Origin of the sequence: Anaerolinea thermolimosa (genome assembly GCF_001050195.2) — a bacterium.
In the GTDB taxonomy this organism is placed as follows: domain Bacteria; phylum Chloroflexota; class Anaerolineae; order Anaerolineales; family Anaerolineaceae; genus Anaerolinea; species Anaerolinea thermolimosa.
In genome coordinates, this window is sequence record NZ_DF967966.1 from 193,643 (window position 1) to 215,785 (window position 22,143).

The following is a 22,143-nucleotide window of genomic DNA, read 5'->3' on the forward strand; positions in this document are numbered from 1 at the left end:
CTAGTCTCCAGCGCGGGGGTGGCGGTAGGAGCGGGGGTGACGATTGCCAGCAGCACGTCCTGCCCGACAATGAGGTCACAGGCTTCATTGAGCTTGTTCAGGGTGCGCAACTGTTCCACTTTAACGCCGGTGAGGAGTTCGATGCGCAAACAGCTATCGCCGCTCTGCACTTTATAAAGAATGCGCCCCTGGGCATCGGGGGTGGGCGTCTGGTAAACGGCCTGCCCTGGCAGGCTGGCCCGCGCAGGGGCCGTAAACGCCAGCGCCAATCCCAGGGCGAACACCCCGCCAAGAAGGATGCATAAAAAGAGAGGCTTTCGAGTCATCTTTTTGATTATAACACTCAAGCCGAACCCCATTCAGTGTGGAAGATGCCCTCGCGATCTACGCGGCGATAGGTATGGGCACCGAAGAAATCTCGCTGAGCCTGGGTGAGGTTGGCCGGCAGGCGCTCACTGCGGTAGGCGTCGTAATAGGCCAGGGCAGAAGAGAGCGCCAGGGCCGGGATGCCCAGCTCGATGGCCGTCTGGACGACCCGGCGCAACGCGCCTTGCCGGGTTTCAACCGCTTCGCGGAAGGCATCGTCGAGGAGGAGGTTGGTGAGGCCGGGGTTGCGGCGGTAGGCGTTGGTAATGTTGCCCAGCAAACTGGCGCGGATGATACAGCCTGCGCGCCAGATGCGCGCGATCTCGGCCAGGTCGAAGTTGTACTGATATTCCTGAGAAGCGGTGCGCAACAGGCTCATCCCCTGGGCGTAGGCCAGCACCTTACCGGCGTAGAGCGCGGCGCGGGCGGCCTCGATGAGCTCGGAGCGGTTGCCGGTGTAATGGCCGGTGGGGCCGTGTAATACGCGGCTGGCGGCCACCCGTTCGGATTTCAAGCCGGAAAGGATGCGGCTCTCGACGGCGGCGTTGATGGTGGGGATGGGAGCGCCGATATCGAAGGCGTTCTGACTCGTCCATTTGCCGGTGCCTTTCTGCTGGGCTTCATCGAGGATCACATCCACCAGCGGCTGCCCGGTCCATTCATCAACCCGGCGCAGGATGGCGGCGGTGATTTCGATCAGGTAAGAGCGCAGTTCGCCCTGGTTCCACGCGGCGAACACATCGGCCAGCTCTGCGGCTGAGAGGCCCGCGCCGCGGCTGAGCAGATCATAAATTTCGGCGATGAGCTGCATATCGGCGTACTCGATGCCGTTGTGCACGGTTTTGACGTAATGCCCCGCTCCGCGCGGCCCCATATACGCCACGCAGGGGGCGCCATCCTCTTCGGCTTTGGCGGCAATTTTCTCCAGGATGGGCCGCAGGGCTTCCCAGGATTCGCGGCTGCCTCCCGGCATGATGGAAGGCCCCCAGAGGGCGCCTTCTTCGCCGCCCGAAACCCCCATGCCCACAAAGTGAAATCCCTCAGCGGTAAGGGCCACGCTGCGGCGTTCGGTATCCAAAAAAAACGAATTGCCGCCATCGATGAGAATATCCCCGGGCTCGAGGTGGGGTTTGATTTCTTCGATGACCCCGTCCACTGCGGCACCGGCGGTGACCATGAGTAAGATGCGGCGCGGGCGTTCCAGCTGTTCGACCAGGCTTGTGTATGAGTCGCTACCGGTGATGCGCTTGCCAGCGGCTTCACCCTGTAAAAAGGCGTGCATTTTCGACTGTGTTTTGTTGTAAACGGCTACCGAAAAGCCATTCCGCTCGATATTGAGTACCAGATTGCGGCCCATCACACCCAGGCCAACCAAACCGATGGAAGCTTTGGTCATGGATGCCCTCCTTTGGCTTTCCCGGCTGGCTCGCTGACGGGATGGATCAACCCAGGCAGGAGTGACCGGGAAAGAAATTATGAAGTAATAGGATTTCCAGAGCCAGCTTTTAGGTGGCTGGCTCCATTATACCGCCTTCGCGAAGGCGATAGAGAATTTCACCGGCGCGCGGGACGAGAAGCAGACCCTCTGCCTCACGCCCCTCCCATTCAGCAAGCTGAATCGATGCCGGGTCGAGGTATCCCAGATTAAGGCGGCGGCAACGTTCCTCAGGAATGCCAGTAGCCAGGGTTACCCGGATGCGGGGTGTCTCAATGCCGGTGGCGGCGTCGTATTGTCCTGCGCCTTTCACGTGGGTGGAATGCGCCAGGATGCCCCAGGGATAATCCTTGAAGCGTTCCCATTGCTTGAGGAAGTAATCGCGGGTGTGGTAGCCGATTTCATCCAGAAGGGCGCCGTGGCTGTAACTGACCTCGCGGATATGGGGGGCGTAGATGATCACCTCACCGCCATCGGCCACCACCGGTTCCACTTTGTACATGCCTTTAGCGGCAGTCCACAGATCGTCGTAGAGGGTGGGCATGACCGAAAGCACGCGCCGGAAGGGCTTTTCAACATACCGAATGTGCACCTGTGCCGAAAGCGCCGAGGCGCTTTGCCAGGCTTCCTGCGGGGTGCCGTAGAAACATCCGGCTACCCCTTCGTGGGTGACGACGAGGGCCAGGCAGGCCGCCGGTGTGGGGATGAAAGCCGCCGCGGCGTCGATCACGGCGCGCACCGGGGTTGGAGCGGTGCCGATGATGCGGCGGCTGGTGAGCATGGCCCCCAGCCAGTGAGTGAAGTGAATAATTTCGGGGCCGGCAATGCCCGGGAAGAAATACTTGTTCCCTCCCGAAAACCCAACCACCTCGTGAGGGAAGACTGGCCCCAGAATGAGCAGACGATCGTACTCCAGAACGAGGCGGTTGAGGCGTACGGGCACTTCCTGCGTAAAGAGGCCGCCCGTCAGCCTGTGGATGGTTTTGGCGGTGAGAGTGCCCAGATGGACGAAGGTGGAAGGCTCCATCCAGCCATGGTTGAAGACGCGCCCGGTGGGCAGAGTGCCCTGCACCACGGGAACGCCAAAATGCCGTGAAAGCGCGGCGTCATCCATAGGGCGGTGGGTGCCCAGAGCAATGAGGTAATCCATGGCGGCCACGCGCGGGGCGAGATGCCGCGCAAGGAGCGTGTGCATCTGCGGAAGCGGCATGGTGCGGGTGCCGTCTGGCACGATGACCAGCACGCGTCTACCGGTCAGGTCGAGGGCCTGAAGACCCTCGGCTACCACACCTTCCAGTTCGGCAGGAGAGAGGTATCGATCAGCGAATCCCAGGCCGGGAGGGTTCATGCGGCACCTTTCAGATCTTTGAGCAGGTTACTCAGGGCGGTGTTGAGGAGGAGCGTGTCGGTGGAACAGGCGACCATGGAGAAGCCCTTTTCCATGGCCCAGCGAGCGCCGGTTGGATCGCCCATAAAGATGCCGCACGGGCGGGCTCTTTCCTGGCAGACCTGCACCACATGCTCAATGGCTGCCCGCACTTCGGGGTCGTCGGTAAAGCCGGGCTTGCCCATGCTGGCTGAAAGATCAAACGGCCCTACCAGCACTCCGTCGATGCCGGGCACCTGGAGAATACCCTCCAGGTTCTGGACTGCCTGAATGTGCTCGATCTGCGCAATGACGGTGGTGTACTGATTGGCAGTATCCACATAGACGCGGAAGTTCTGCCCGTAGCGGTGTGCCCGCCCCACCCCCACACTGCGCCTCCCGGCGGGTGGGTACTGGGCGTGCTGTGCCACCCGTGCGGCTTCTTCGGGGGTGTTTACCATGGGGACGATGATACCGGCCACGCCCAGGTCGAGGGTTTTCTTGATCCACACAGAAGAGGAAGAAGGCAGCCGCGCCAGGCAGGCGCAACGCGGCCCGGCGGCCATGGCCATGCGCTGAACAGCGGCGAAGTCGAGCAGGCCGTGTTCCATATCCAGAAAGAGCCAGTCAAAGCCCGCCTGGGCGGCCATTTCGGCGATTTCGGGCAGGGGCAGGCTGAGGACAATCCCCAGCAGTTTCTCGCGGCGTAAAAATTTGGATTTAAAAGCGGCATTCATGGGATGCTACACTCCACTGTATGCAAGGAATCCGCCATCCACAGGGATGACCGTGCCGGTGACGAAACGCGCGGCAGGAGAAGCCAGCCAGAGAGCCGCACCTACCAGGTCGGAGGGGTCGCCAAAGCGGCCCATGGGGGTGTGGCTGATGATGGCCTGGCCGCGGGGCGAAAGCTCACCGGTTTCGGGGTTGGTGAGGAGGAAGCGGTTCTGGCGGGTGAGGAAAAATCCCGGCGCGATGGCGTTAACGCGAATTTCAGGGGAGCATTCGCGGGCCATATAGACGGCCAGCCATGCCGTAAAGTTGCTCACCGCGGCCTTGGCGGCGCCGTAGGCCACCACGCGGGTGAGGGGACGAAAGGCCGTCATGGAAGAAATGTTGATGATGACCCCTTTTTGTTGCTGTGCCATTTGCCGCCCGAAGATCTGGCAGGGATAGAGCGTGCCCATCAGGTTAAGGTCAAACACTGCAGCAAGGGCGTCGGCGGGGAGGTCGAAGAAAGAGAGATCGGGGGCGGTGGCGGCGCGGGGCTGGTTGCCCCCGGCGCCATTGAGGAGAATATCCACTGCGCCGAAGGTGCTTACCACGGCATGGCAGGCTTCTTCCAGGGATGGACGGTCGAGTACGTCGCAGTGGAAGGCGGCGGCCTGCCCTCCGGTGGCCTGAATTTCGTCCACCAGCGCTCTGGCGGCATCCATGGAGCGCGCCAGAATGGCCACCCTGGCTCCGGCGCGGGCGTAGGCGCGGGCCAGTTCACTGCATAGCACACCGGTAGCGCCGGTGATGGCCGCCACCTGGCCTTCGAGGGAGAAGAGAGAAGTGAGATAGGCAGTGTCCATGATGAACCTCAATTCAGAGTAGCAGGGGGCTGTTCCAGCCGGTAGGCCCGGCGCGGGAGATCGTAGGCCAGTTCGCGGGCCATTTCAAGGGCTTCATCGTTGCCGATGAAGCCGCGCACAAGCAGGCCGGCCAGCCAGTTGGCCACGGCGCGCCGCCACAGATCGTGGCGGGCGGGGATGGAGAGGAAGGCGCGTGTGTCGTCATTGAAGCCCACAGTATTATAAATACCTGCGGTTTCCATCACCTGGTCAAAATACCGGCGCATGCCGTTCCAGGAATCGTGGAACCACCAGGGCGGGCCAAGGCGGAGGGCCGGGTAAACCCCTGCCAGCGGGGCCAGCTCACGCGCATAGGTGGTTTCGTCGAGGGTGAAGAGGATGAGCGTGAGGCGAGGGTCGGTGCCGTAGCGGGCCAGCAGCGGGCGCAGGTTGTGGGTAAATTCGGTCTGCACGGGGATATCATAGCCACGGTCGCGGCCAAAACGGGCGAGGGTATCGGGGTGGTGATTGCGGAACGAGCCGCAATGCACCTGCATCACCAGGCCGTCCTCGCAAGACATGCGCGCCATTTCCATGAGCATGTGTGCGGTAAAGCGGGGGGCATCGCCGGGTTGAAGCTGGCCCTGGAGGGCGCGCTGGAAGATGGCCCCGGCCTCTTCTTCGGACAGAGACGCCGTTTGGGGCTGGAAGACGCCGTGATCGGTGGCAACGGCGCCCAGCTGGCGGAAGGCCAACCGGCGGGCTTTCAGCGCGGTGAGGAAGGAGGCATAATCGCCGATGGCCACACCGCTGGCATGGCTGAGAGCTTCGATCTGGGCATGCCAGTTTTCGGTGTCGAGGTTCACAACGGCATCGGGCCGGAAGGTAGGAATGACTCGCCCCGGCCACCCTGAGGCGCGAAGGGCGCGGTGAGCATTCAGGGGATCAGAGGCCGAGTCGGTAGTGGCGAGGACTTTGATGTTGAACTTTTCGAAGAGGGCACGTGGACGGAACTCGGGAGAAGCCAGGCGCTCGACAATCTGGTCGTAGATGCGTGCGGCATTGTGAGCGGTGAGCTGTTCTTCGATGCCGAGGACAAATTTAAATTCGTAGGCCAGCCACAGTCCCGAAGGTGTGCCGCGAAAGAGGTGAAAGTGATCGGCGAAGAGCTGCCAGATGCGGCGATGATCGCGCTCTACCGGTGAACCATCGACGGAGGGCACCCCCAGGCTTTCCAGGGGAACGCCCTGCGAATGGATCATGCGGAAGACGTAATGATCGGGGATAACCAGTAAATCGGCGGGGGTGCCGAAGGAGGCGTGAGGGTCGGCAAAAAGAGCCGGGTCAACGTGCCCGTGAGGGCTGATGATAGGGAGGTTTTGAATGCTGTGGTAGAGGTTGAGTGCGGCGCGGCGGGTGGCCGGCTCGGGATCGAAACAGCGATCTTCAGGTAAATTCCAGGTCGTCACGGGAGAAACCCTCCGGAGGGGATGCTACTACTATGCCCGAAAAGCAAAGGCGTGTCAAGCGCAGTACACAGAGAAAACAACCCTGCAGCGGGTGTGCCGGATTCCTCTGAAACTCATGCCTTTTTTCAGGATGGCATTTTCATGATTTATAGTACAATAATTTCGCAGAAAAAGACAACGTTGTCATAATGCAAAGGATGCCGCCTGGAGGGCTTGAGATGATCTCTTCACGATTCTTCGATTTGTTGCATTCCGGCAAACCGGTGGTTCTGGATGGAGCCACGGGGACAAACCTCCAGGCGCGCGGGTTGCCCACAGGCACCCCTTCGGATGTGTGGGTGCTGGATAACCCTGCCGAGGTGATCCGCCTGCACCATGATTTCATTACCGCCGGGGCTGAGGTGATTCTCACCAACACGTTTGGCTCCAGCCGGTTGCATCTGGCCCATGCGGGGCTGGATGCACGTTTTGAAGAAACCAACCGCACTGCGGTAGCCCTCGCCAGGCAGGCCGCCGCGGGCAGTGAGGTGCTGGTGGCCGGTTCACTCGGGCCGCTGGGCGAGATGCTCGAACCGGCGGGAACGTTGAGCGCCGAAACTGCCGCACAGGTTTACGCCGAACAGGCGCGTCTGCTGGCCGAGGCCGGGGTAGACTTGCTGGTGATTGAAACCCAGTTTGACCTGAACGAAGCCCTGGCCGCTGTGCGGGGGGTGAAGTCGGTGACGGATCTGCCGCTGGTGTGTTCCTTCAGTTACGACCGCGGTACCCGCACCATGATGGGCCTGCGCCCGGCGCAGGCTGCCCAGGCGCTTGCAGGGGCGGGCCTGGCGGCGATCGGGATTAACTGCGGGCGTAGCCTGGAAGATAACCGCAGAGCGCTGGACGAGTTACGCGCGGCGACCGATCTGCCCATCTGGTTCAAGCCTAACGCAGGACTGCCCCACAGCGATGCCGAAGGGCGCATGATCTACGATGTGACCCCGGCGATGATGGGTGAGCAGGTGGCCGGGTGGGTGGCCGGTGGGGCGGTGCTGGTGGGCGGTTGCTGTGGCACCTCTCCCGAACACCTGCGGGCAATTGCAGAGGCGGTCAGGAAGGTGGCATGAACCAGATCACCGTCACCCTGCAACCGGTAGGACGGCGCATTGTCATCGAGCGCGGGGCAACCCTTCTGGAGGCGGCCCAGCGCGCCGGGGTAGAAATGGTGGCCTCGTGCGGCGGGATGGGGGTGTGTTCTACCTGCAAGGTGCGATTGATCCAGGGCAGGGTAACCCCGCCGGTGGAGACGGAGCTTGAGGAACTGGGGGAAGAATTAATCCGTGCGGGTTACCGCCTGGCCTGCCAGACAGAGCCTCTGGAAGATGTACGGGTGGAGATTCCCCCCGAGTCGCTGGTGGCGGGGCAGTCGTTACAGGTGGAAGGGCGCGAAGGCCGGGTAAACCTCGATCCGCCAGTGGTGGCCATCGACCTGCAACTGATGCCCCCCAGCCTGGATGATTTACGCTCAGATCTGACGCGGGTGAACGCCGTTCTGCAGGAGAGGGGGCTGGGGCCGCTCGCCGCCGGGCCGCGGTTGCTGGGGGCGCTTTCACAACAACTGCGCCAGGAAAACTGGCAGGTGCGTCTGGCTGTGCGCCGCGAAGGGGAGGCTTCGGGGCTGGTCTCGGTGCTGCCGCGGGGAGCCCGCCTGGTGGGCCTGGCCATGGATCTTGGTTCGACCAAGCTGGCGCTCTTTCTGGTTGACCTTGAAAGCGGTGCTTTGCTGGCCCAGACCGGGGTGATGAACCCGCAGATCAGCTTCGGCGAGGACGTGGTCAGCCGCATTGCTTACGCCAACCGTGGGGAAGAACAGCGAAAACAGCTTCAGACGCGCCTGGTGGAGATCATCAACCAGACTCTGACCGAACTATGCCAGCGCGAAGGACTCTGTGCCGACCAGATAGTGGATGTGGTGGCCGTGGGCAACACGGCCATGCACCATCTGTTTGCCGGGTTGCCGGTGGCTCCGCTGGGACATGCCCCTTATACCCCGGTAGTGAGTGAGCCGATGAACTTTCCGGCGGCAGAGATTGGCCTGCAGGTGGCGCCCGGGGCACAGATTTACCTGCCGCCAAACATTGCCGGTTATGTGGGGGCCGATCATGTGGCGGCGTTGATCGCCACGCGGTCTTATCTGGCGGCGGGGCGCACGGCTCTTCTGGTGGATATCGGCACGAATACCGAGATCAGCCTGATCCACAGGGGGCAGATTTACGCCTGTTCCTGCGCTTCGGGGCCGGCATTTGAAGGAGCGCACATTCACGATGGTATGCGCGCCGCGCCGGGGGCTATCGAGCGGGTGCACCTTGCGGAGGGGCAGGTGCGGGTGGTGACCATCGGGGGGCAGGCGCCGGTGGGCATCTGCGGGTCGGGCATCCTTAACGCGGTGGCCGAATTGCTGGATGCCGGAGTGATCGATGCGCGCGGGGTACTGCGAGCCGCTCACAGCCGGGTGCGCCCGGCTAACGGGAAGGCCGAATTTGTGCTGGCAGATACCACCGAAACGGCTCACGGGCGCGAGATTGTGGTGACGCGTAAAGATGTGAATGAAATTCAACTGGCCAAGGGCGCCATTCGCGCCGGGCTGGAGATTTTACTGAAAGAGGCAGGGATCCCGGCAGAGCAGGTGGAAGACTTCATCGTGGCGGGGGCGTTCGGCACCCATCTCGACCTGGCAAGCGCCCTGCGGGTGGGGATGTTCCCAACCCTGCCGCTGGAGCGCTTTCATCAGGTGGGGAATGCAGCCGGGGTGGGCGCGCGCCAGATGCTGCTTTCACGCGGGTTGCGCCAGGAGGCGGCAGAGGTTGCCCGGGAAGTCACCTACATTGAGCTAACCACCCGGCCCGATTTCACCCCTACGTTTGTGGAGTGCATGTATTTTACATGATCGTTTAACCCCATTCATTTTGAGAGAGGAGATGAATCATTCATGGACGAGAAGCTGAAAGCGATTTACCAATGTATTGTCGAAGGCGACAACAACGGTGTGCAGGAGCACGTCCGGGCGGCGCTGGAGAGTGGGATGGACGCGGGAACCATCCTCAATGAGGGGCTGATTGCCGGTATGGCCGAGGTGGGGCGCCTGTTTGAGGAAGGGGAGTATTTTGTGCCAGAAATGCTCATCTCGGCGCGCGCGATGAAGAGCGCCATGGCCATCCTCAAGCCGCATCTCACCTCAGAGCAGGTGGGATTTGCCGGCCGGGTGGCGATTGGCACGGTGAAGGGCGACCTGCACGACATTGGCAAGAACCTGGTCGGCCTGATGCTGGAAGGGGCGGGCTTCCAGGTGATTGACCTGGGATCGGATGTGGCGCCTGAGAAGTTCGTCGAGGCGGCGAAGAACAACGATGTCGATATCGTGGCCATGTCGGCGTTGCTCACGACCACCATGGTCAACATGAAATCCACCATCGCCGCATTGGAGGAAGCCGGTGTGCGCGAAAAAGTAAAGGTGATGATTGGCGGCGCGCCGGTGACCGAGGCCTACGCCAGGCAGATTGGCGCCGATGGTTACGCTCCGGATGCCAGCCGGGCGGTGGCTCTGGCCAAGTCACTGCTTTCGTAAGTTTCTGTCGGAGGTTATGAAACCAACACCCCGGCTGATCCAGCCGGGGTGTTGATTCTGGTTCTCTGCTACCGGGGGAGGAGGGGGAGATACCTGCCGGAACCCCGCTGGCTTATTCGGTGCGCAGGGCTTCTACTGGCTGAAGGTTGGCCGCGCGGTTGGCGGGGTATATTCCGAAGAACAACCCCACTGCTGCCGAAAAAACAGTGGCAAGGAGGATGGCGTCCAGATTGATGACAGGGATGAGTGCCGTGCCGCTGGAAACGGCCAGCTGACCGATGATTGTGACGATGCCCCATGACAGAAGGATGCCCATCGCTCCGCCTACCAGGCTGATGGCCGCAGACTCGATGAGAAACTGGGTCAGAATGTCGCGCCGACGCGCCCCCAGGGCTTTGCGCAGTCCAATTTCGCGGGTGCGCTCGGTGACGGACACGAGCATGATGTTCATGATCCCAATTCCCCCCACCAGGAGCGAAATGCCGCCCACGCCCCCCAGGAAAAGTGTGAGCACCCCGGTGATGGATTGAGCCGTGTTGAGAATGTCCTGCTGTTTGAGCAGGCTGAAGTCTTCCGAGCCAACCTGCCGGTGATGGCGGTCGAGGAGGAGGGCGGTGATGTCGTTCCCGGCCCGGGTTACCTGTTCTGAAGAGGCGACCTGGACGAGGATTTGATCCACCCGGTCATGGGGGGTGCGGTTGAGCAGGCGCGTCTGACCGGTGGTCAGGGGAATGATGACCTGATCATCCTGGTTGCCAAAGCCCGACCCCCCTTTACTTTCCAGGACGCCTATCACGCGGAAGGGCTGACTGCCGAGGCGAACCACCTGACCGGTGAGGTTTTCGGTGCGGCCAAAAAGCGTCTCGGCAACGGTGGGCCCCAGCACCACTACAGCCGAGCGGGCTTCTATCATCGCCGGGGTGATGAAGCTTCCTTCGGTGACATTGAGGCTGCGCAGAGAGGCATATTCCGGGGCTACTGCCATCACGGTCGTGCTTTTACTCTTCCCGGCAACACTGACCTGAACGCGCCCCTGCAACAGAGCCGAGACAGAAGCCACCGAAGGGACACTGGCCTTGATCGCCGCCGCGTCTTCAGCGGTCAGCGGTTTGGGGTTGGTGGCTTCGTTATTGGGTGAGATGAAGATCAGGTTGGTACCGATACTGTTGATGGAATTGTTGATGGAGGCCTGGGCACCGGCTCCGATGGCAAGCATGGAGATTACTGCCGCCACGCCGATGATAATGCCCAGCATGGTTAAACCGGAGCGTAATTTGTTACCGGCCAGGCTCTCCAGGGCTTCCAGAATCATCTGCAAGAAATTCATGCGGCCTCCTCAATCAAACCATCCCGGAGATGGATGACCCGTTGAGTCTGCGCGGCAATGGTCGGGTCGTGGGTGACGATGATGACGGTGGTGCCGCGTTCCCGGTTAAGGGTAAGGAGTAGCTCCATGATCTCGCGCCCGGCTTTAGAGTCCAGGTTGCCGGTGGGCTCATCGGCCAGCAGGATGGCAGGATCATTAACCAGTGCCCTCGCTATGGCCACGCGCTGCTGTTGCCCGCCCGATAGTTCAGTGGGACGATGATTCAGCCGTTCGCCCAGGCCGACGGCCTCCAACGCCTGACGGGCACGTGTGTCCCGTCCTTTGACGACACCGGCATAACGCAGCGGCAGGCCGGTGTTGGCCAGCGCTGTGAGGCGAGGGAGCAGGTTGAAGCTCTGAAAGACAAAGCCTACCTTGCGGTTGCGGATCTGGGCCAGCTGGTCATCGCGCAGGTTTGCCACCGGAACCCCATCCAGAATGTATTCGCCGCTGGTGGGAGAGTCGAGACAGCCAAGGATGTTCATCAGCGTGGATTTTCCTGACCCGGATGGCCCCATGATGGAAAGGATCTCACCGCGCTGGATTTCAAAGGAGATGTCTTGCAGGGCCTGGACTTCGATCATTCCCATGCGGTAAACCTTGCGCAGGTGTTTAACGCGGATCACTGGGTCATCGCTCATGGCTGGTTTCCTCCACTGGAGGGTTGTGGTGAACTATTTCCCCGCGTTCCCCCGCCGAAAATACCGCGGAACCCGGTGTTGGACGGAGTGGATGGCGTGGCAGAGGGTGGGTTGGTGATCACCAGCTCTCCTTCTTGAAGACCTTTAAGAATGACGGTGTTGTTTTCATCCGAATCGCCGATCTGCACGGTCACAGCGCGTACCCCTCCCGACTGACCGGGGACGAAAACAAGGTGCTTGTTGTTTTCGGTGCGCACAGCACGGTTGGGGACAAGTAAAACCCCTTCCTGAGTGGAAACCACAACGCTCGCAGAGGCCGTCATTCCGGGGCGTACACGGGGGTCGGGTTGATCCAGTTTGAGGGTGGCGTTGAAATACACCACACCGTTGCTGGAAGTTCCCACCTGCCCCACATCAACCACATGGGCGGTAAACTGTGCACTGGGGGTAGCATCGAGGGTTACCGTGGCGCTTTGCCCCACCTGGATCTTGTTAATGTCAACCTCAGTGACCTGTAAATCGACGTAGAGCGTGGAAAGGTCATCTATCCGCATCGCTACCTGGTTGGGGGAGACAATGTCGCCCGGCAGGACGGAAAGATCGGTGACCGTGCCATCAAACGGGGCCACGATTCGCGATTGATTGACCGCCGCCTGGGCCATGGTGACGCGATTTTCGGCGATTTTCAGATCTTCAGGGGTAGGGCCATTTTTGAGCTTCTCATACTGGCGCTGGGCATCGGCCAGGCTGGTCTCTGCCAGGCGCACACGGGCGTCGGCCTGGGCGATTTCAACCGGGTCTGGCCCGCTCACCAGCCAGTTGTAGTTGGCCTGATTGCGATCTCGCTTCTGTTTGGCGTTGGCCAGCGCCGAAAGTGCCTGCGCCCTGAGCTGATCGGTCTCGGGGCGGTTTTTCACCTGGTCGTAAAAGCTCTGGGCATCGTCCACTTCTTTCTGGGCGAGCACCAGGTTGGCATAAGCCGCGTCGATGGTATCCTGCGAAGCGCGTTTATAGCTCAGGCTTTCGCGGGCAGTTCTGGCATCATCCAGTTCCTTTTGTGCGGCGGCCAGTTTACTCTGAGCCTCGGCTGCAGCGGTGGCGGCGTTATCGTACAAATCTTGCAGGGCTTGTTGGGCATTGATGAGGTCGGTCTGGGCCTGGATCAGATTCTGCGATAAAGAAGTGGCATCGAGTTCAGCCAGGACGGTCTCGGCTTTCACCGTCTCTCCGGCGTTCACGTTTACCTGTCCCACTTTGCCCGATGCCTGCCAGGTTAATACCGCCGATTGCCTGGCGCGCACGGTGCCGCTGGCAAGCACAACCACCTGAAGCGAACCGCGTTGAACGGGCACGGTCTGGTAGGTTTGTGCACTCTGGGCACTTGCCCGGGCGCTGGCGGTGCTGTTGCGCAGCACAGTGGAAACCACCAGCCCCACGACAACGATTGCGGCGATGATCCCGAACCATCGAAGGAAACGTTTCATAGCTCAACTCCAGTACAGAAAATGAACCGGTGTACGGTCAGATAGCCTGAGTGTATCTGGCAGGGTTGAGGGCGGGCAGTCTTGCCAGTCATATCAGGTGGTGATGGCGATCATATCTTTTCGTGATGGGGGTCATCCGGCTGCCAGATTCGACATGCTACAATAAGGTGTATGCAGTCAAAATATCCGGGTCGTGAGGTCATCACGATATTTCGCGTGTTTATTGGAATTCGCCTGCTGGTGGCGTTGAATTCGGCGGCCCTGATCTATCTGCGCCCGGGGACTCGTTTTCAGCTTTTCGAAACATCTGCTCTGGTGGCCATCGGAGAGACGCTTCTCCTGCTGGTTTACCTTTCCCTGCCCTGGCTGCAGCAAAGGATGCAGGCATGGTATCTGCCCGTTGCCCTGGCGGGGGCAACCCTTGGCCCGCTGGTGGAAAATATGCTTCTCCTGCGAGAGTTGATCCAGATGGCCACTCTGGCACCGGCTTCTCAACCATTGTTTACGGTTGAGTTTGGCCGGCAGCTCTTTCTGGCGGGGCAATTTCAACTTTCCATTCTGCTCCTGGTGCCGCTCATCCTGGTGAGCTGGCTCTACTCTTTCCGGGTAACGGTGCTCTATGTGCTGGCCTCTGCGCTTTTTGATACAGCCATCCCGCTCCTTTTTTCGGGAGGGAACGATTTCAACCTGTTCCGCTTTACAGGTGAAGGGGCGCTGCGTTCGCTGATCTTTTTATTCATGGGGTATCTGATTAACCGCTTAGTTACGGCGCAGAAGCGGCAAAATGAAGAGCTGGCTGAAGCCAACCGTCGCCTGGCCGATTACGCAACCACCCTGGAGCAACTGGCCATCAGCCATGAACGCAACCGGCTTGCGCGTGAATTTCATGATACGCTTGCCCACACGCTCAGCGCGCTGGCCGTTCAGCTGGAAGCCGTGGAAGCCTTACAGCAGACCCAGCCGGAGAAGGCCAGAGCCATGCTCCATCAGTCGCTGGATATGACGCGCAACGGGTTAAACGAGACACGCCGGGCGATCCAGGCTCTGCGCGCTGCCCCCCTTGAAGACCTGGGCCTGCGCGGGGCAGTGGAGGCGCTGGCCCGAAGCCATGCTGAGCGGTTTAACTGGCAACTTCATCTGGAACTGCCGGAAGAACTGGGGGGCCTTTCTCATGAAATAGAGCATTCCCTTTATCGCATCATCGAAGAAGCCCTGAGAAATGTGGGTCAACATGCCGGGGCCAGGCGAGTGGATCTGTCGCTTAAACGAGAGGGCGCACGGCTGGAATTAATCCTTCAGGATGATGGGCGCGGGTTTGAGGATCATCCGGGAGCCTCGGATGGCCGCTTTGGGCTGATGGGGATGCGTGAACGAGCGGCAGGCATGGGCGCCACCCTGCAAATCATCAGCGCACCTGGCCGGGGTACGCGGTTGGAACTGGCGCTGGAGGTGAAGAAGTGATCCGTGTGTTGATTGTGGATGACCAGGTCGTGGTCTGTGAGGGGCTTCAGGCGATCCTCAGCACGGTGGCAGATATAGAAGTGGTGGGCGTGGCCAACCAGGGAGAAGAAGCGGTGGCGATGGTAGAGCAGTGGCACCCCGATGTGGTGCTGATGGATTTAAAGATGCCGGTGATGAATGGCATTCAGGCCACCCGCGAGATTCGCTCACGGTGGCCGGAAGTCCGGGTGCTGGTGCTGACCACGTATGATTTTGACGAATGGGTTTTCGATGCCATTCGGAATGGCGCGGCCGGATACCTGCTCAAAGATACCCCGCGTGACCAGCTGATCGCTGCCATTCGTGGAACAGCTGCCGGAAAGGCCTATATTGATCCGGCGGTGGCGGGCAAATTGCTGGAATCAGTCGGGCAGGCACGCCCGCCTTCACCAGATCCCTCTCTGGTGCGATTGTTCAGCGAACGAGAGCTGGCCGTGTTACGTTTGCTGGCTATCGGCCGCACCAATGCCGAAATTGCCAGCCAGCTTTTTCTGTCGGAGGGTACAGTGCGGAATTATGTAAGTTCTATTTTTACCAAACTGGGCGTATCGGAGCGCACACAGGCCGCCGTCATTGCCCTGCGAAGCGGGCTGGCAGACCTCAACGCCTCCTAGCCTGGTCTCCCAGTGGAGGGTATGCCGGGAATATTCTTCTCAGGCTTCTCCGAAGGTGATCACCTATTTGGGATTTTCAACAGGCTGGCTCTGAGCCTCGGTTTCGACCGGCTCTTCACCGTGCAGACCCTCGCGAAAGGCGCGGATGCCGTTCCCCAGTTCCTGTCCAATTTTACTGATGCGCCCTACCCCAAAGAGCAGGATGATCAGCACCAGGATGATGAGTAATTCGGGCATTCCCAATTCCATGGATTCCTCCAGAAGGTGAGATGGCGCCCCATGTCGCTTGCTGATAGGGACAGGCCCATCCTGCGTTTCGCTGTGCGATGAAGGTTCAGGATGGAACGATGCCTATTTTAATCCTGAAGGATTTGTTTGATCCTTAAGAAGACCTTAATCCTGGATGAGACTTTGGGAAGAAGGACTATTCGATCCTTGACAGCCCGTGCGGCGGCTTTATAATTACGCGATCTTAATCATAAAGAGAACTAACCTAATGTCACCTCCTTTATCTCAAATATCTCAAACCCTCAATGCGTGGATCCATCTCGTGATGAAGCATTCCATGCATAATCTGATGCGTTTTGCCAGGAAGCATGGTTTTTCGCTTGCCCAGCTCAATATGTTGATTCGCCTGCATTACCGGGGTGACTGCGGCGTTTCTGACCTTGGAGAAGAGGCCGGGGTCACCAGTGCGGCCGTCAGCCAGTTGCTGGAAAAGCTGGTTCAACAGGGGCTGGTGCTCCGCACTGAAGATCCGCAGGATCGGCGCCACAAAGTGATCATGCTTACCGATGCCGGGCGGCAGGTGGTGCACGAAGCCCTCATCGAGCGCCAGAGCTGGCTCATCCAGCTGGCGGGTTTGCTCACTCCTGAAGAACAGGAGCAGGTAGATGCTGCCCTTCAGTTGTTGATCGACCGGGCAGCCCTGCTCGAAAAATCTTGATCCTGTCAGGAAGAAGCGTTTTTACCCATTGAGGATACTCTTATGCGAAAAATCTTCCCTTTTATTCGACGGTATACTCTGCCAATTCTGATCGCCATTTTGCTGTTGTTTGCCCAGGCTAACATCGATCTGAGCCTTCCCGATTATCTCTCGCGGATTGTCAATATTGGGATTCAGCAGGGCGGGGTAGATAGTCCCATTCCCGCGGCCATGCGCGCCACCACGCTGGAACATGCGGGTCTCTTTTTAACCCCGGCAGAAAAAAGCATTCTGGATGGGGCCTACCGGCGGGTGGACTCCTCTTCCCCTGATTATGCTGACCTGTTGAAGAAGTACCCCGCTCTGAACGGTGATGCGGTGTACGTGCTTCAACCGCTTGACCAGGCTCAGAAAGACGCCCTGGCCCCCATCGCAGGACGGGCATTGATTACGCTTTCTTTTCTTGAACAGGTGCAGGCCGACCCTGCCCGGGCGGCAGCGCTGGGTCAGGGGCTGGGGTTTGACCTTTCGAAACTTCCCCCGGGCATGAACCTCCTGGATGTGCTGGGAAAGTTACCCGATGCCCAGCGCGCCCAGATGGTGGCGGCCATGAAGCAGCGGTTTGATACCCTGGGTGAAAGCATGATCACCCAGATGGGCATCGCGGCGGTAAAGGCAGAATATCAGGCGCTGGGGGTGGATACAGCCTCCATGCAGAATGGGTACATTCTGCGTACCGGCGGCTGGATGCTCCTGCTCACCCTCCTTTCGGTCATTGCCACCGTCCTGGTGGGGTTGGTCTCAGCCAGGGTTGCGGCGGGTGTGGCGCGTGACCTGCGCGAAGCGGTATTTGTCCACGTCACCCGGTTTGCCCGCGCCGAGTTCGAAAAATTTTCCACGGCTTCGCTCATTACCCGCTCGACCAACGATGTGACACAGCTTCAGATGGTGACGATGATGATCATCCGCATGGTGTTCTACGCCCCCATCATCGGCATCGGGGGTATGATCCGTGCTCTGGATAAAGCCCCTTCCATGTGGTGGATCATTGCGGCCATGGTAGTCACCTTACTGGGGCTGGTGATTGGCGTCTTTTCTATCTCTCTGCCCAAATTCAAACTGATTCAGACGTTGATCGACAACCTGAACCGGGTGGTGCGCGAGAACCTGAGCGGGATGATGGTGGTGCGGGCCTTCAACCGCCAGGCTTACGAAGAAAAGCGGTTCGATAAAGCCAACCGCGACCTTACCCAGAACATGCTTTTCGTCAGCCGGGTGCTGGTGGTGATGATGCCGCTGATGATGTTCCTGATGAGCTCCATTTCGCTGCTGGTGGTCTGGGTGGGGGCGCATCAGGTGGCCGATGCCCGGATGCAGGTTGGCGACATGATGGCCTTCATGCAATACACCATGCAAATTTTCTTTGCCTTTATGATGATGTCGATGATGTTCATCATGCTGCCCCGCGCTTCGGCTTCGGCGGAACGGGTGGGTGAGGTGCTGGAGACCCGTCCAAGCATTGTGGATGTTCCGCCGCTGGAGCATTTTCCGGAGCCTTTCCGTGGAGAGGTGGAATTTCGCCGGGTGAGCTTCCGCTACCCCGACGCCGAAGAGGATGTTCTGCATGACATTAACTTTGTGGCTCGTCCCGGCCAGACGACGGCTTTCATCGGTACGACTGGCTCGGGCAAATCGACCATCGTCAACCTGATCCCGCGTTTTTACGACGTGACCGACGGCGCCATTCTGATCGATGGTGTGGATATCCGCCGGGTGCCGCAAAGCGAATTGCGCGCCCGGATCGGTTATGTTCCCCAGCGGAGCAATTTGTTTACCGGAACCATTGAAAGCAACCTGCGCCTGGGGAATGAAGAGGCAACCCCTGAAGAATTGCAGCTGGCGCTTGAAATTGCTCAGGCGGCGGAATTTGTGAACGAAAACCCGGATGGCCTGCAGGCCGAAATTTCACAGGGTGGAACCAATGTCTCGGGCGGGCAGCGTCAGCGCCTGGCCATTGCCCGCGCTCTGGTTAAACGCGCCCCCATTTATATCTTTGATGACAGCTTTTCAGCCCTGGACTATAAGACCGATGCGGCGTTGCGGCGCGCACTGAAGAAATATGTGGCCAATAGTACGGTGTTCATTGTTTCTCAACGTGTGGCGACGATTAAAAGCGCCGATCAGATCATCGTTCTGGATGAAGGCCGGGTGGTTGGCAAGGGAACGCACCGCGAGCTGATGGAAAGCTGTGAGGTTTATCGGGATATTGCTTTATCGCAATTGAGCCAGGAGGAACTGGTATGAGCACACCTAACATGCACACTCCCACCCCCGGTGGCAACGGCAAAGGGCCGTCTGCCCCGCTACCCCCCATGAAGGGGCGTCCCCCGATGGGCGGGATGATAGGCCGCGGCGGACCGATGGCGATGATGAAAGGAGAAACTGCACGCGATTTCAAAGGGACGATGCGGAAGCTGATTGCCTATCTCGGCCCGCATCGCATTGCCACGCTGGTGGTGCTTGTTCTGTCCATGGCCTCGACGGTGTTTTCTATCTTCGGGCCCAAGATTCTCGGGCAGGCCACGACCAAGCTTTTCGAAGGCGTGATGGGGCAAATTGCCGGAACTGGCAGTGGGATCGATTTCAACGCCATCGGACAGATTTTACTCACTGCCCTGGGCCTGTATGTGCTTTCGGCCATTCTTGCCTATGTTCAGGGCTGGGTGATGTCCGGGGTGTCGGTGCAGGTCACTTACCGCCTGCGCCGAGATATTGCCGAGAAGATCAACCGGATGCCCCTGCGTTATTTCGATGGCACCAACCATGGGGAGATCCTTTCGCGCATTACCAACGATGTGGATACGGTCAACCAGACCCTTAGCCAGAGCCTTTCGCAGATCATCACATCGGTTACCACGGTGGTGGGGGTGCTGATCATGATGATCAGTATTTCATGGCAGATGACCCTCGTGGCGCTGTTGATCATCCCGCTTTCGCTGGTGATCGTTCAGTTCATTGTCAGCCGCTCTCAGCGTTATTTCCGCCAGCAGCAGGATTATCTCGGCCATGTTAATGGTCACATCGAGGAGATGTTCGGCGGGCACGTGGAGGTGAAAGCCTTTAATGCCGAGAAACGGAGCATTGACAGGTTCAGCAGTCTGAACGCCACCCTGTACAATACGGCGTGGAAATCACAGTTCCTCTCAGGGATTATGATGCCGATGATGGGGTTTGTAGGTAACCTGGGATACGTGGGGGTGGTCATTCTGGGTAGCTACCTGGCGGTGCGGAACCTGATCACGCTGGGAGACATTCAGGCGTTCATTCAATATGTGCGCTCGTTCACCCAGCCGATCACCCAGCTGGCAAACATTTCCAACGTGCTTCAGCAAACGGCGGCAGCGGCAGAACGCGTGTTTGAGTTCCTGGGAGAGGAAGAGGAAGTGCCCGAGGCCGAGAATCCGATTGTGCTTTCACACGTCGAAGGCCGGGTGGAGTTCCAGAATGTTTCTTTTGGGTACACCCCCGAGAAGATGGTGATTAAGAACTTTTCTACAAAGGTGGAGCCAGGAATGCGCGTGGCAATTGTTGGGCCAACCGGGGCCGGGAAAACCACGCTGGTGAAACTGCTGATGCGTTTTTATGATGTGAACAGCGGCGCCATTCTGATTGATGGTCACGATATTCGCAACTTCCGCCGCGCCGATCTCCGCTGTATGTTCGGGATGGTGTTGCAGGATACCTGGCTGTTCAACGGGACGATTATGGAGAACATCCGGTACGGGAGTGACCAGGCCAGTGATGAAGAGGTGATTGCGGCGGCCAGAGCGGCTCACGCTGATTACTTCATCCGTTCCCTTCCGGGTGGCTACCAGATGGTGCTGAACGAAGAAACCAGCAACATCTCGGCCGGTCAGAAACAGCTGATCACCATCGCCCGGGCATTTTTGAATAACCCCGCCATGCTCATTTTAGATGAGGCGACCAGCTCGGTGGATACCCATACGGAGCTTCTCATCCAGCAGGCCATGCGCAATCTGATGCGCGGCCGCACCAGCTTCATCATTGCACACCGCCTTTCCACCATTCGAGATGCGGATTGGATCCTGGTGGTCAACGAAGGGGATATTGTCGAACAGGGTACGCACGATGCCCTTCTGGCGAAGGGCGGCTTCTACGCCGAGCTTTATAATAGCCAGTTCATACCGGTGGAAGCGGTGTAAGCCCTCACCCGGCGGAGCGAGAAAGAAAGGGGTTGCCCGGCAGGTAAACGGGCAACCCCTTTTCAGGTCAACGGGTGGTCGAGGTCTCGGATGGGGCCGTGGGCGGGGTAGACCCGCTTTGCACCGCGGGCTCGCAAAAGCTTCCAGGAGTCCAGCGCGATGGGGTTGTCAAACGCATACGCTTCTAACGGGAGGTCACCCGTAAAAACCGCGCCGTTATCCAGGAGGAGGGAGACACAGTGCTCAGAATGCCCCGGGGTGTGGAGGATTTCACCGGCGATTCCGATCTGGTGGAGGAGCTGGCGGCTCTGACTGCATGGGATGACCACGTTTCCCTCCGGGGTGATCTCTACAAAATGATCTGCGGGTTTGGTCCAGGTCTTCATCCGGGGGATGGCGCTCACCTGAACATCGAGCACCAGAAGGGGAACTCCCTCTCGTTTCAGCTCTTCGGCCAGGCCGGCGTGATCGATGTGGTAATGGGTGGCGAATGCATAGCGAATCTCGTGCAGGGGAATGCCCATCTTTTTGAGGTTCGCTTTCATGGTTCCGAGGGTTCCCGGCCAGCCAAGGTCCACAAGCAGGCGCGCGGTGCCCGCGCTCACCACCCAGTAATTGGTGGAACGATACCCGACGTTGACTATGGTCAGAGAAGAGGGATCTGTCATCATACCGCACTGTGCTTATATTTGAAATTTAGGCTCGTAGTGGACGCCGGGGAGAGTTGTGACGCTCCGCCAGAGAGCTTCCATTTGATGAACGCTCCGGGTGAGCTCCGCCACGCTAAGGCCTGGGTGAGCCAGAATTTGCTGGAGCTGTTCAAGGTAACCGGAGGGCAGAAGGGGAAAGCCAGCAATGACCTCCATGACTTTCTTATCGCGGATGAAATAACGCTCGTTGAGCGCAAAGAGCGCCTGCGTCAGATTCGAGGCCGCCCGGGTGAGGCACCCCACCGTGTTGTATACGTCTCCCTGAGAGGCGAACCCCTGCGCATGGAGCAGGGTAAATTCGACCGCCCAGAGGGAATCGGCGAGAATTTTTTGTTTTAACTTCGGCGGGTAAACCGCAACCTGGCGCTTGAGTTCGGCGATCAGCGATTCGGGGTCGAAGAGGGGAATGCAGATGTGGGTTTCGGCCAGGTAGATCACGCTGTAGAAGCCATAGGTGGGTTGCTGGTCGTAATCGTGCCGGATCAGCCCCTGGTGCGCCTCGGCAATGGTGCGTTGTACCTGCTCCAGGTTGCGGTAGAGAAAGTCAACCTTGCCCTGAGGGGTGTGAACCCAGGCGCCCCCGTTCACCCAAGCCCCCCATTCATAAAAATCCGTGACAGTTACCGCTTCGCGGGTGGAAACATCTTCGGCGATCCGGCGGATTTCGTCGATGGAAAAAGGCCGCTCTTCGGAGTAATACAGGCCGATATCCAGATCGGAGGCTTCATGGTGGGTGCCGCTGGCGTATGAGCCGCCCAGGACGATGGCCTTTATCCCTTCGATCTGGCTGAGCTGGCCTACCAGCTTTTCGAGCAGGGCTTGTTTGGGTTCGGGGAGAGCAGAAGGATGGTTGAGCATACGACAGACAGGTTGATTCTATCTTA

Annotated in this window: 20 protein-coding genes; 8 read left to right on the forward strand and 12 right to left on the reverse strand. The window is 59.4% G+C overall.

The window, feature by feature from the left end:
• The 6 genes from ATHL_RS16310 to uxaC form a co-directional block, all read right to left on the reverse strand.
• Positions 1-326 (reverse strand): LysM peptidoglycan-binding domain-containing protein (locus ATHL_RS16310; RefSeq protein WP_162787775.1); only part of this gene is annotated, 326 nt, incomplete at its 3' end.
• 17 nt (positions 327-343) lie between these two features.
• Complete coding sequence (gndA, locus tag ATHL_RS16315; protein WP_062195992.1) at positions 344-1,762, reverse strand: NADP-dependent phosphogluconate dehydrogenase; 1,419 nt, start codon at positions 1,760-1,762, stop codon at positions 344-346.
• A 109-nt stretch (positions 1,763-1,871) separates the two neighbouring features.
• On the reverse strand, positions 1,872-3,149 hold the full coding sequence (locus ATHL_RS16320) for a lactate racemase domain-containing protein (RefSeq protein ID WP_062195994.1): 1,278 nt from the start codon (positions 3,147-3,149) through the stop codon (positions 1,872-1,874).
• A complete protein-coding gene (locus ATHL_RS16325) occupies positions 3,146-3,904 on the reverse strand; it encodes an HpcH/HpaI aldolase family protein (RefSeq protein WP_062195996.1) in 759 nt (252 codons plus the stop codon). Before ATHL_RS16325 ends, ATHL_RS16320 begins: the two co-directional genes overlap by 4 nt.
• Before the next feature lie 6 nt (positions 3,905-3,910).
• The gene (locus ATHL_RS16330) at positions 3,911-4,744 is read right to left on the reverse strand and encodes an SDR family oxidoreductase (protein ID WP_062195997.1); all 834 of its coding nucleotides are present in this window, start codon (positions 4,742-4,744) and stop codon (positions 3,911-3,913) included.
• Between the two features lie 8 nt (positions 4,745-4,752).
• Positions 4,753-6,192, reverse strand: coding sequence for a glucuronate isomerase (gene uxaC / locus ATHL_RS16335; protein WP_062195999.1), 1,440 nt, complete (start codon positions 6,190-6,192; stop codon positions 4,753-4,755).
• A gap of 218 nt (positions 6,193-6,410) precedes the next feature.
• Here uxaC and ATHL_RS16340 point away from each other — a divergent pair, with 218 nt between their 5' ends.
• Genes ATHL_RS16340 through ATHL_RS16350 form a run of 3 tightly spaced genes read left to right on the forward strand, consistent with a single transcriptional unit; the run spans position 6,411 to position 9,796 of the window.
• A complete protein-coding gene (locus ATHL_RS16340) occupies positions 6,411-7,298 on the forward strand; it encodes a homocysteine S-methyltransferase family protein (RefSeq protein ID WP_062196000.1) in 888 nt (295 codons plus the stop codon).
• Entirely contained in the window at positions 7,295-9,118 is a 1,824-nt protein-coding gene (locus ATHL_RS16345; protein WP_062196002.1) for an ASKHA domain-containing protein, read from the forward strand. The genes ATHL_RS16340 and ATHL_RS16345 overlap by 4 nt, the downstream gene beginning before the upstream one ends.
• Before the next feature lie 42 nt (positions 9,119-9,160).
• The gene (locus ATHL_RS16350; protein ID WP_062196004.1) at positions 9,161-9,796 is read left to right on the forward strand and encodes a corrinoid protein; all 636 of its coding nucleotides are present in this window, start codon (positions 9,161-9,163) and stop codon (positions 9,794-9,796) included.
• Between the two features lie 112 nt (positions 9,797-9,908).
• Here ATHL_RS16350 and ATHL_RS16355 read toward each other — a convergent pair whose 3' ends face one another.
• The 3 genes from ATHL_RS16355 to ATHL_RS16365 are packed head-to-tail and all read right to left on the reverse strand — an operon-like array spanning position 9,909 to position 13,287.
• Positions 9,909-11,123 (reverse strand): ABC transporter permease, encoded by a 1,215-nt coding sequence (locus ATHL_RS16355; RefSeq protein ID WP_062196006.1) that lies wholly within the window; start codon positions 11,121-11,123, stop codon positions 9,909-9,911.
• Positions 11,120-11,803: an ABC transporter ATP-binding protein gene (locus ATHL_RS16360; protein ID WP_062196007.1), complete on the reverse strand. Its 684-nt coding sequence runs from the start codon at positions 11,801-11,803 to the stop codon at positions 11,120-11,122. The genes ATHL_RS16355 and ATHL_RS16360 overlap by 4 nt, the downstream gene beginning before the upstream one ends.
• Positions 11,800-13,287 (reverse strand): efflux RND transporter periplasmic adaptor subunit, encoded by a 1,488-nt coding sequence (locus tag ATHL_RS16365; RefSeq protein WP_062196009.1) that lies wholly within the window; start codon positions 13,285-13,287, stop codon positions 11,800-11,802. The genes ATHL_RS16360 and ATHL_RS16365 overlap by 4 nt, the downstream gene beginning before the upstream one ends.
• 171 nt (positions 13,288-13,458) lie before the next feature.
• Between ATHL_RS16365 and ATHL_RS16370 the strand changes: the two genes are divergently transcribed.
• The gene (locus ATHL_RS16370; RefSeq protein ID WP_062196010.1) at positions 13,459-14,748 is read left to right on the forward strand and encodes a sensor histidine kinase; all 1,290 of its coding nucleotides are present in this window, start codon (positions 13,459-13,461) and stop codon (positions 14,746-14,748) included.
• Entirely contained in the window at positions 14,745-15,401 is a 657-nt protein-coding gene (locus tag ATHL_RS16375) for a response regulator (protein WP_062196011.1), read from the forward strand. The genes ATHL_RS16370 and ATHL_RS16375 overlap by 4 nt, the downstream gene beginning before the upstream one ends.
• Before the next feature lie 63 nt (positions 15,402-15,464).
• On the opposite strand, the gene ATHL_RS16380 is transcribed toward ATHL_RS16375, so the two are convergent.
• Positions 15,465-15,650 carry a twin-arginine translocase TatA/TatE family subunit gene (locus tag ATHL_RS16380; RefSeq protein ID WP_062196012.1) on the reverse strand — a complete coding sequence of 62 codons (186 nt, stop codon included), beginning with the start codon at positions 15,648-15,650 and terminating at the stop codon, positions 15,465-15,467.
• Positions 15,651-15,966: 316 nt separating this feature from the next.
• Here ATHL_RS16380 and ATHL_RS16385 point away from each other — a divergent pair, with 316 nt between their 5' ends.
• From ATHL_RS16385 to ATHL_RS16395, 3 genes are all read left to right on the forward strand, one after another.
• Positions 15,967-16,347 (forward strand): MarR family winged helix-turn-helix transcriptional regulator, encoded by a 381-nt coding sequence (locus ATHL_RS16385; protein ID WP_062196013.1) that lies wholly within the window; start codon positions 15,967-15,969, stop codon positions 16,345-16,347.
• A 42-nt stretch (positions 16,348-16,389) separates the two neighbouring features.
• Complete coding sequence (locus ATHL_RS16390) at positions 16,390-18,630, forward strand: ABC transporter transmembrane domain-containing protein (RefSeq protein WP_062196014.1); 2,241 nt, start codon at positions 16,390-16,392, stop codon at positions 18,628-18,630.
• Between the two features lie 86 nt (positions 18,631-18,716).
• Entirely contained in the window at positions 18,717-20,549 is a 1,833-nt protein-coding gene (locus ATHL_RS16395; RefSeq protein WP_420807577.1) for an ABC transporter ATP-binding protein, read from the forward strand.
• 62 nt (positions 20,550-20,611) lie between these two features.
• Here the strand turns inward: ATHL_RS16395 and ATHL_RS16400 are convergent, their stop codons facing one another.
• Both ATHL_RS16400 and ATHL_RS16405 read right to left on the reverse strand, forming a co-directional pair.
• Positions 20,612-21,220 (reverse strand): MBL fold metallo-hydrolase, encoded by a 609-nt coding sequence (locus ATHL_RS16400; RefSeq protein ID WP_201798016.1) that lies wholly within the window; start codon positions 21,218-21,220, stop codon positions 20,612-20,614.
• Between the two features lie 12 nt (positions 21,221-21,232).
• Positions 21,233-22,117 (reverse strand): nucleotidyltransferase domain-containing protein, encoded by an 885-nt coding sequence (locus ATHL_RS16405; protein ID WP_062196017.1) that lies wholly within the window; start codon positions 22,115-22,117, stop codon positions 21,233-21,235.
• Between the last annotated feature and the right edge of the window lie 26 nt (positions 22,118-22,143).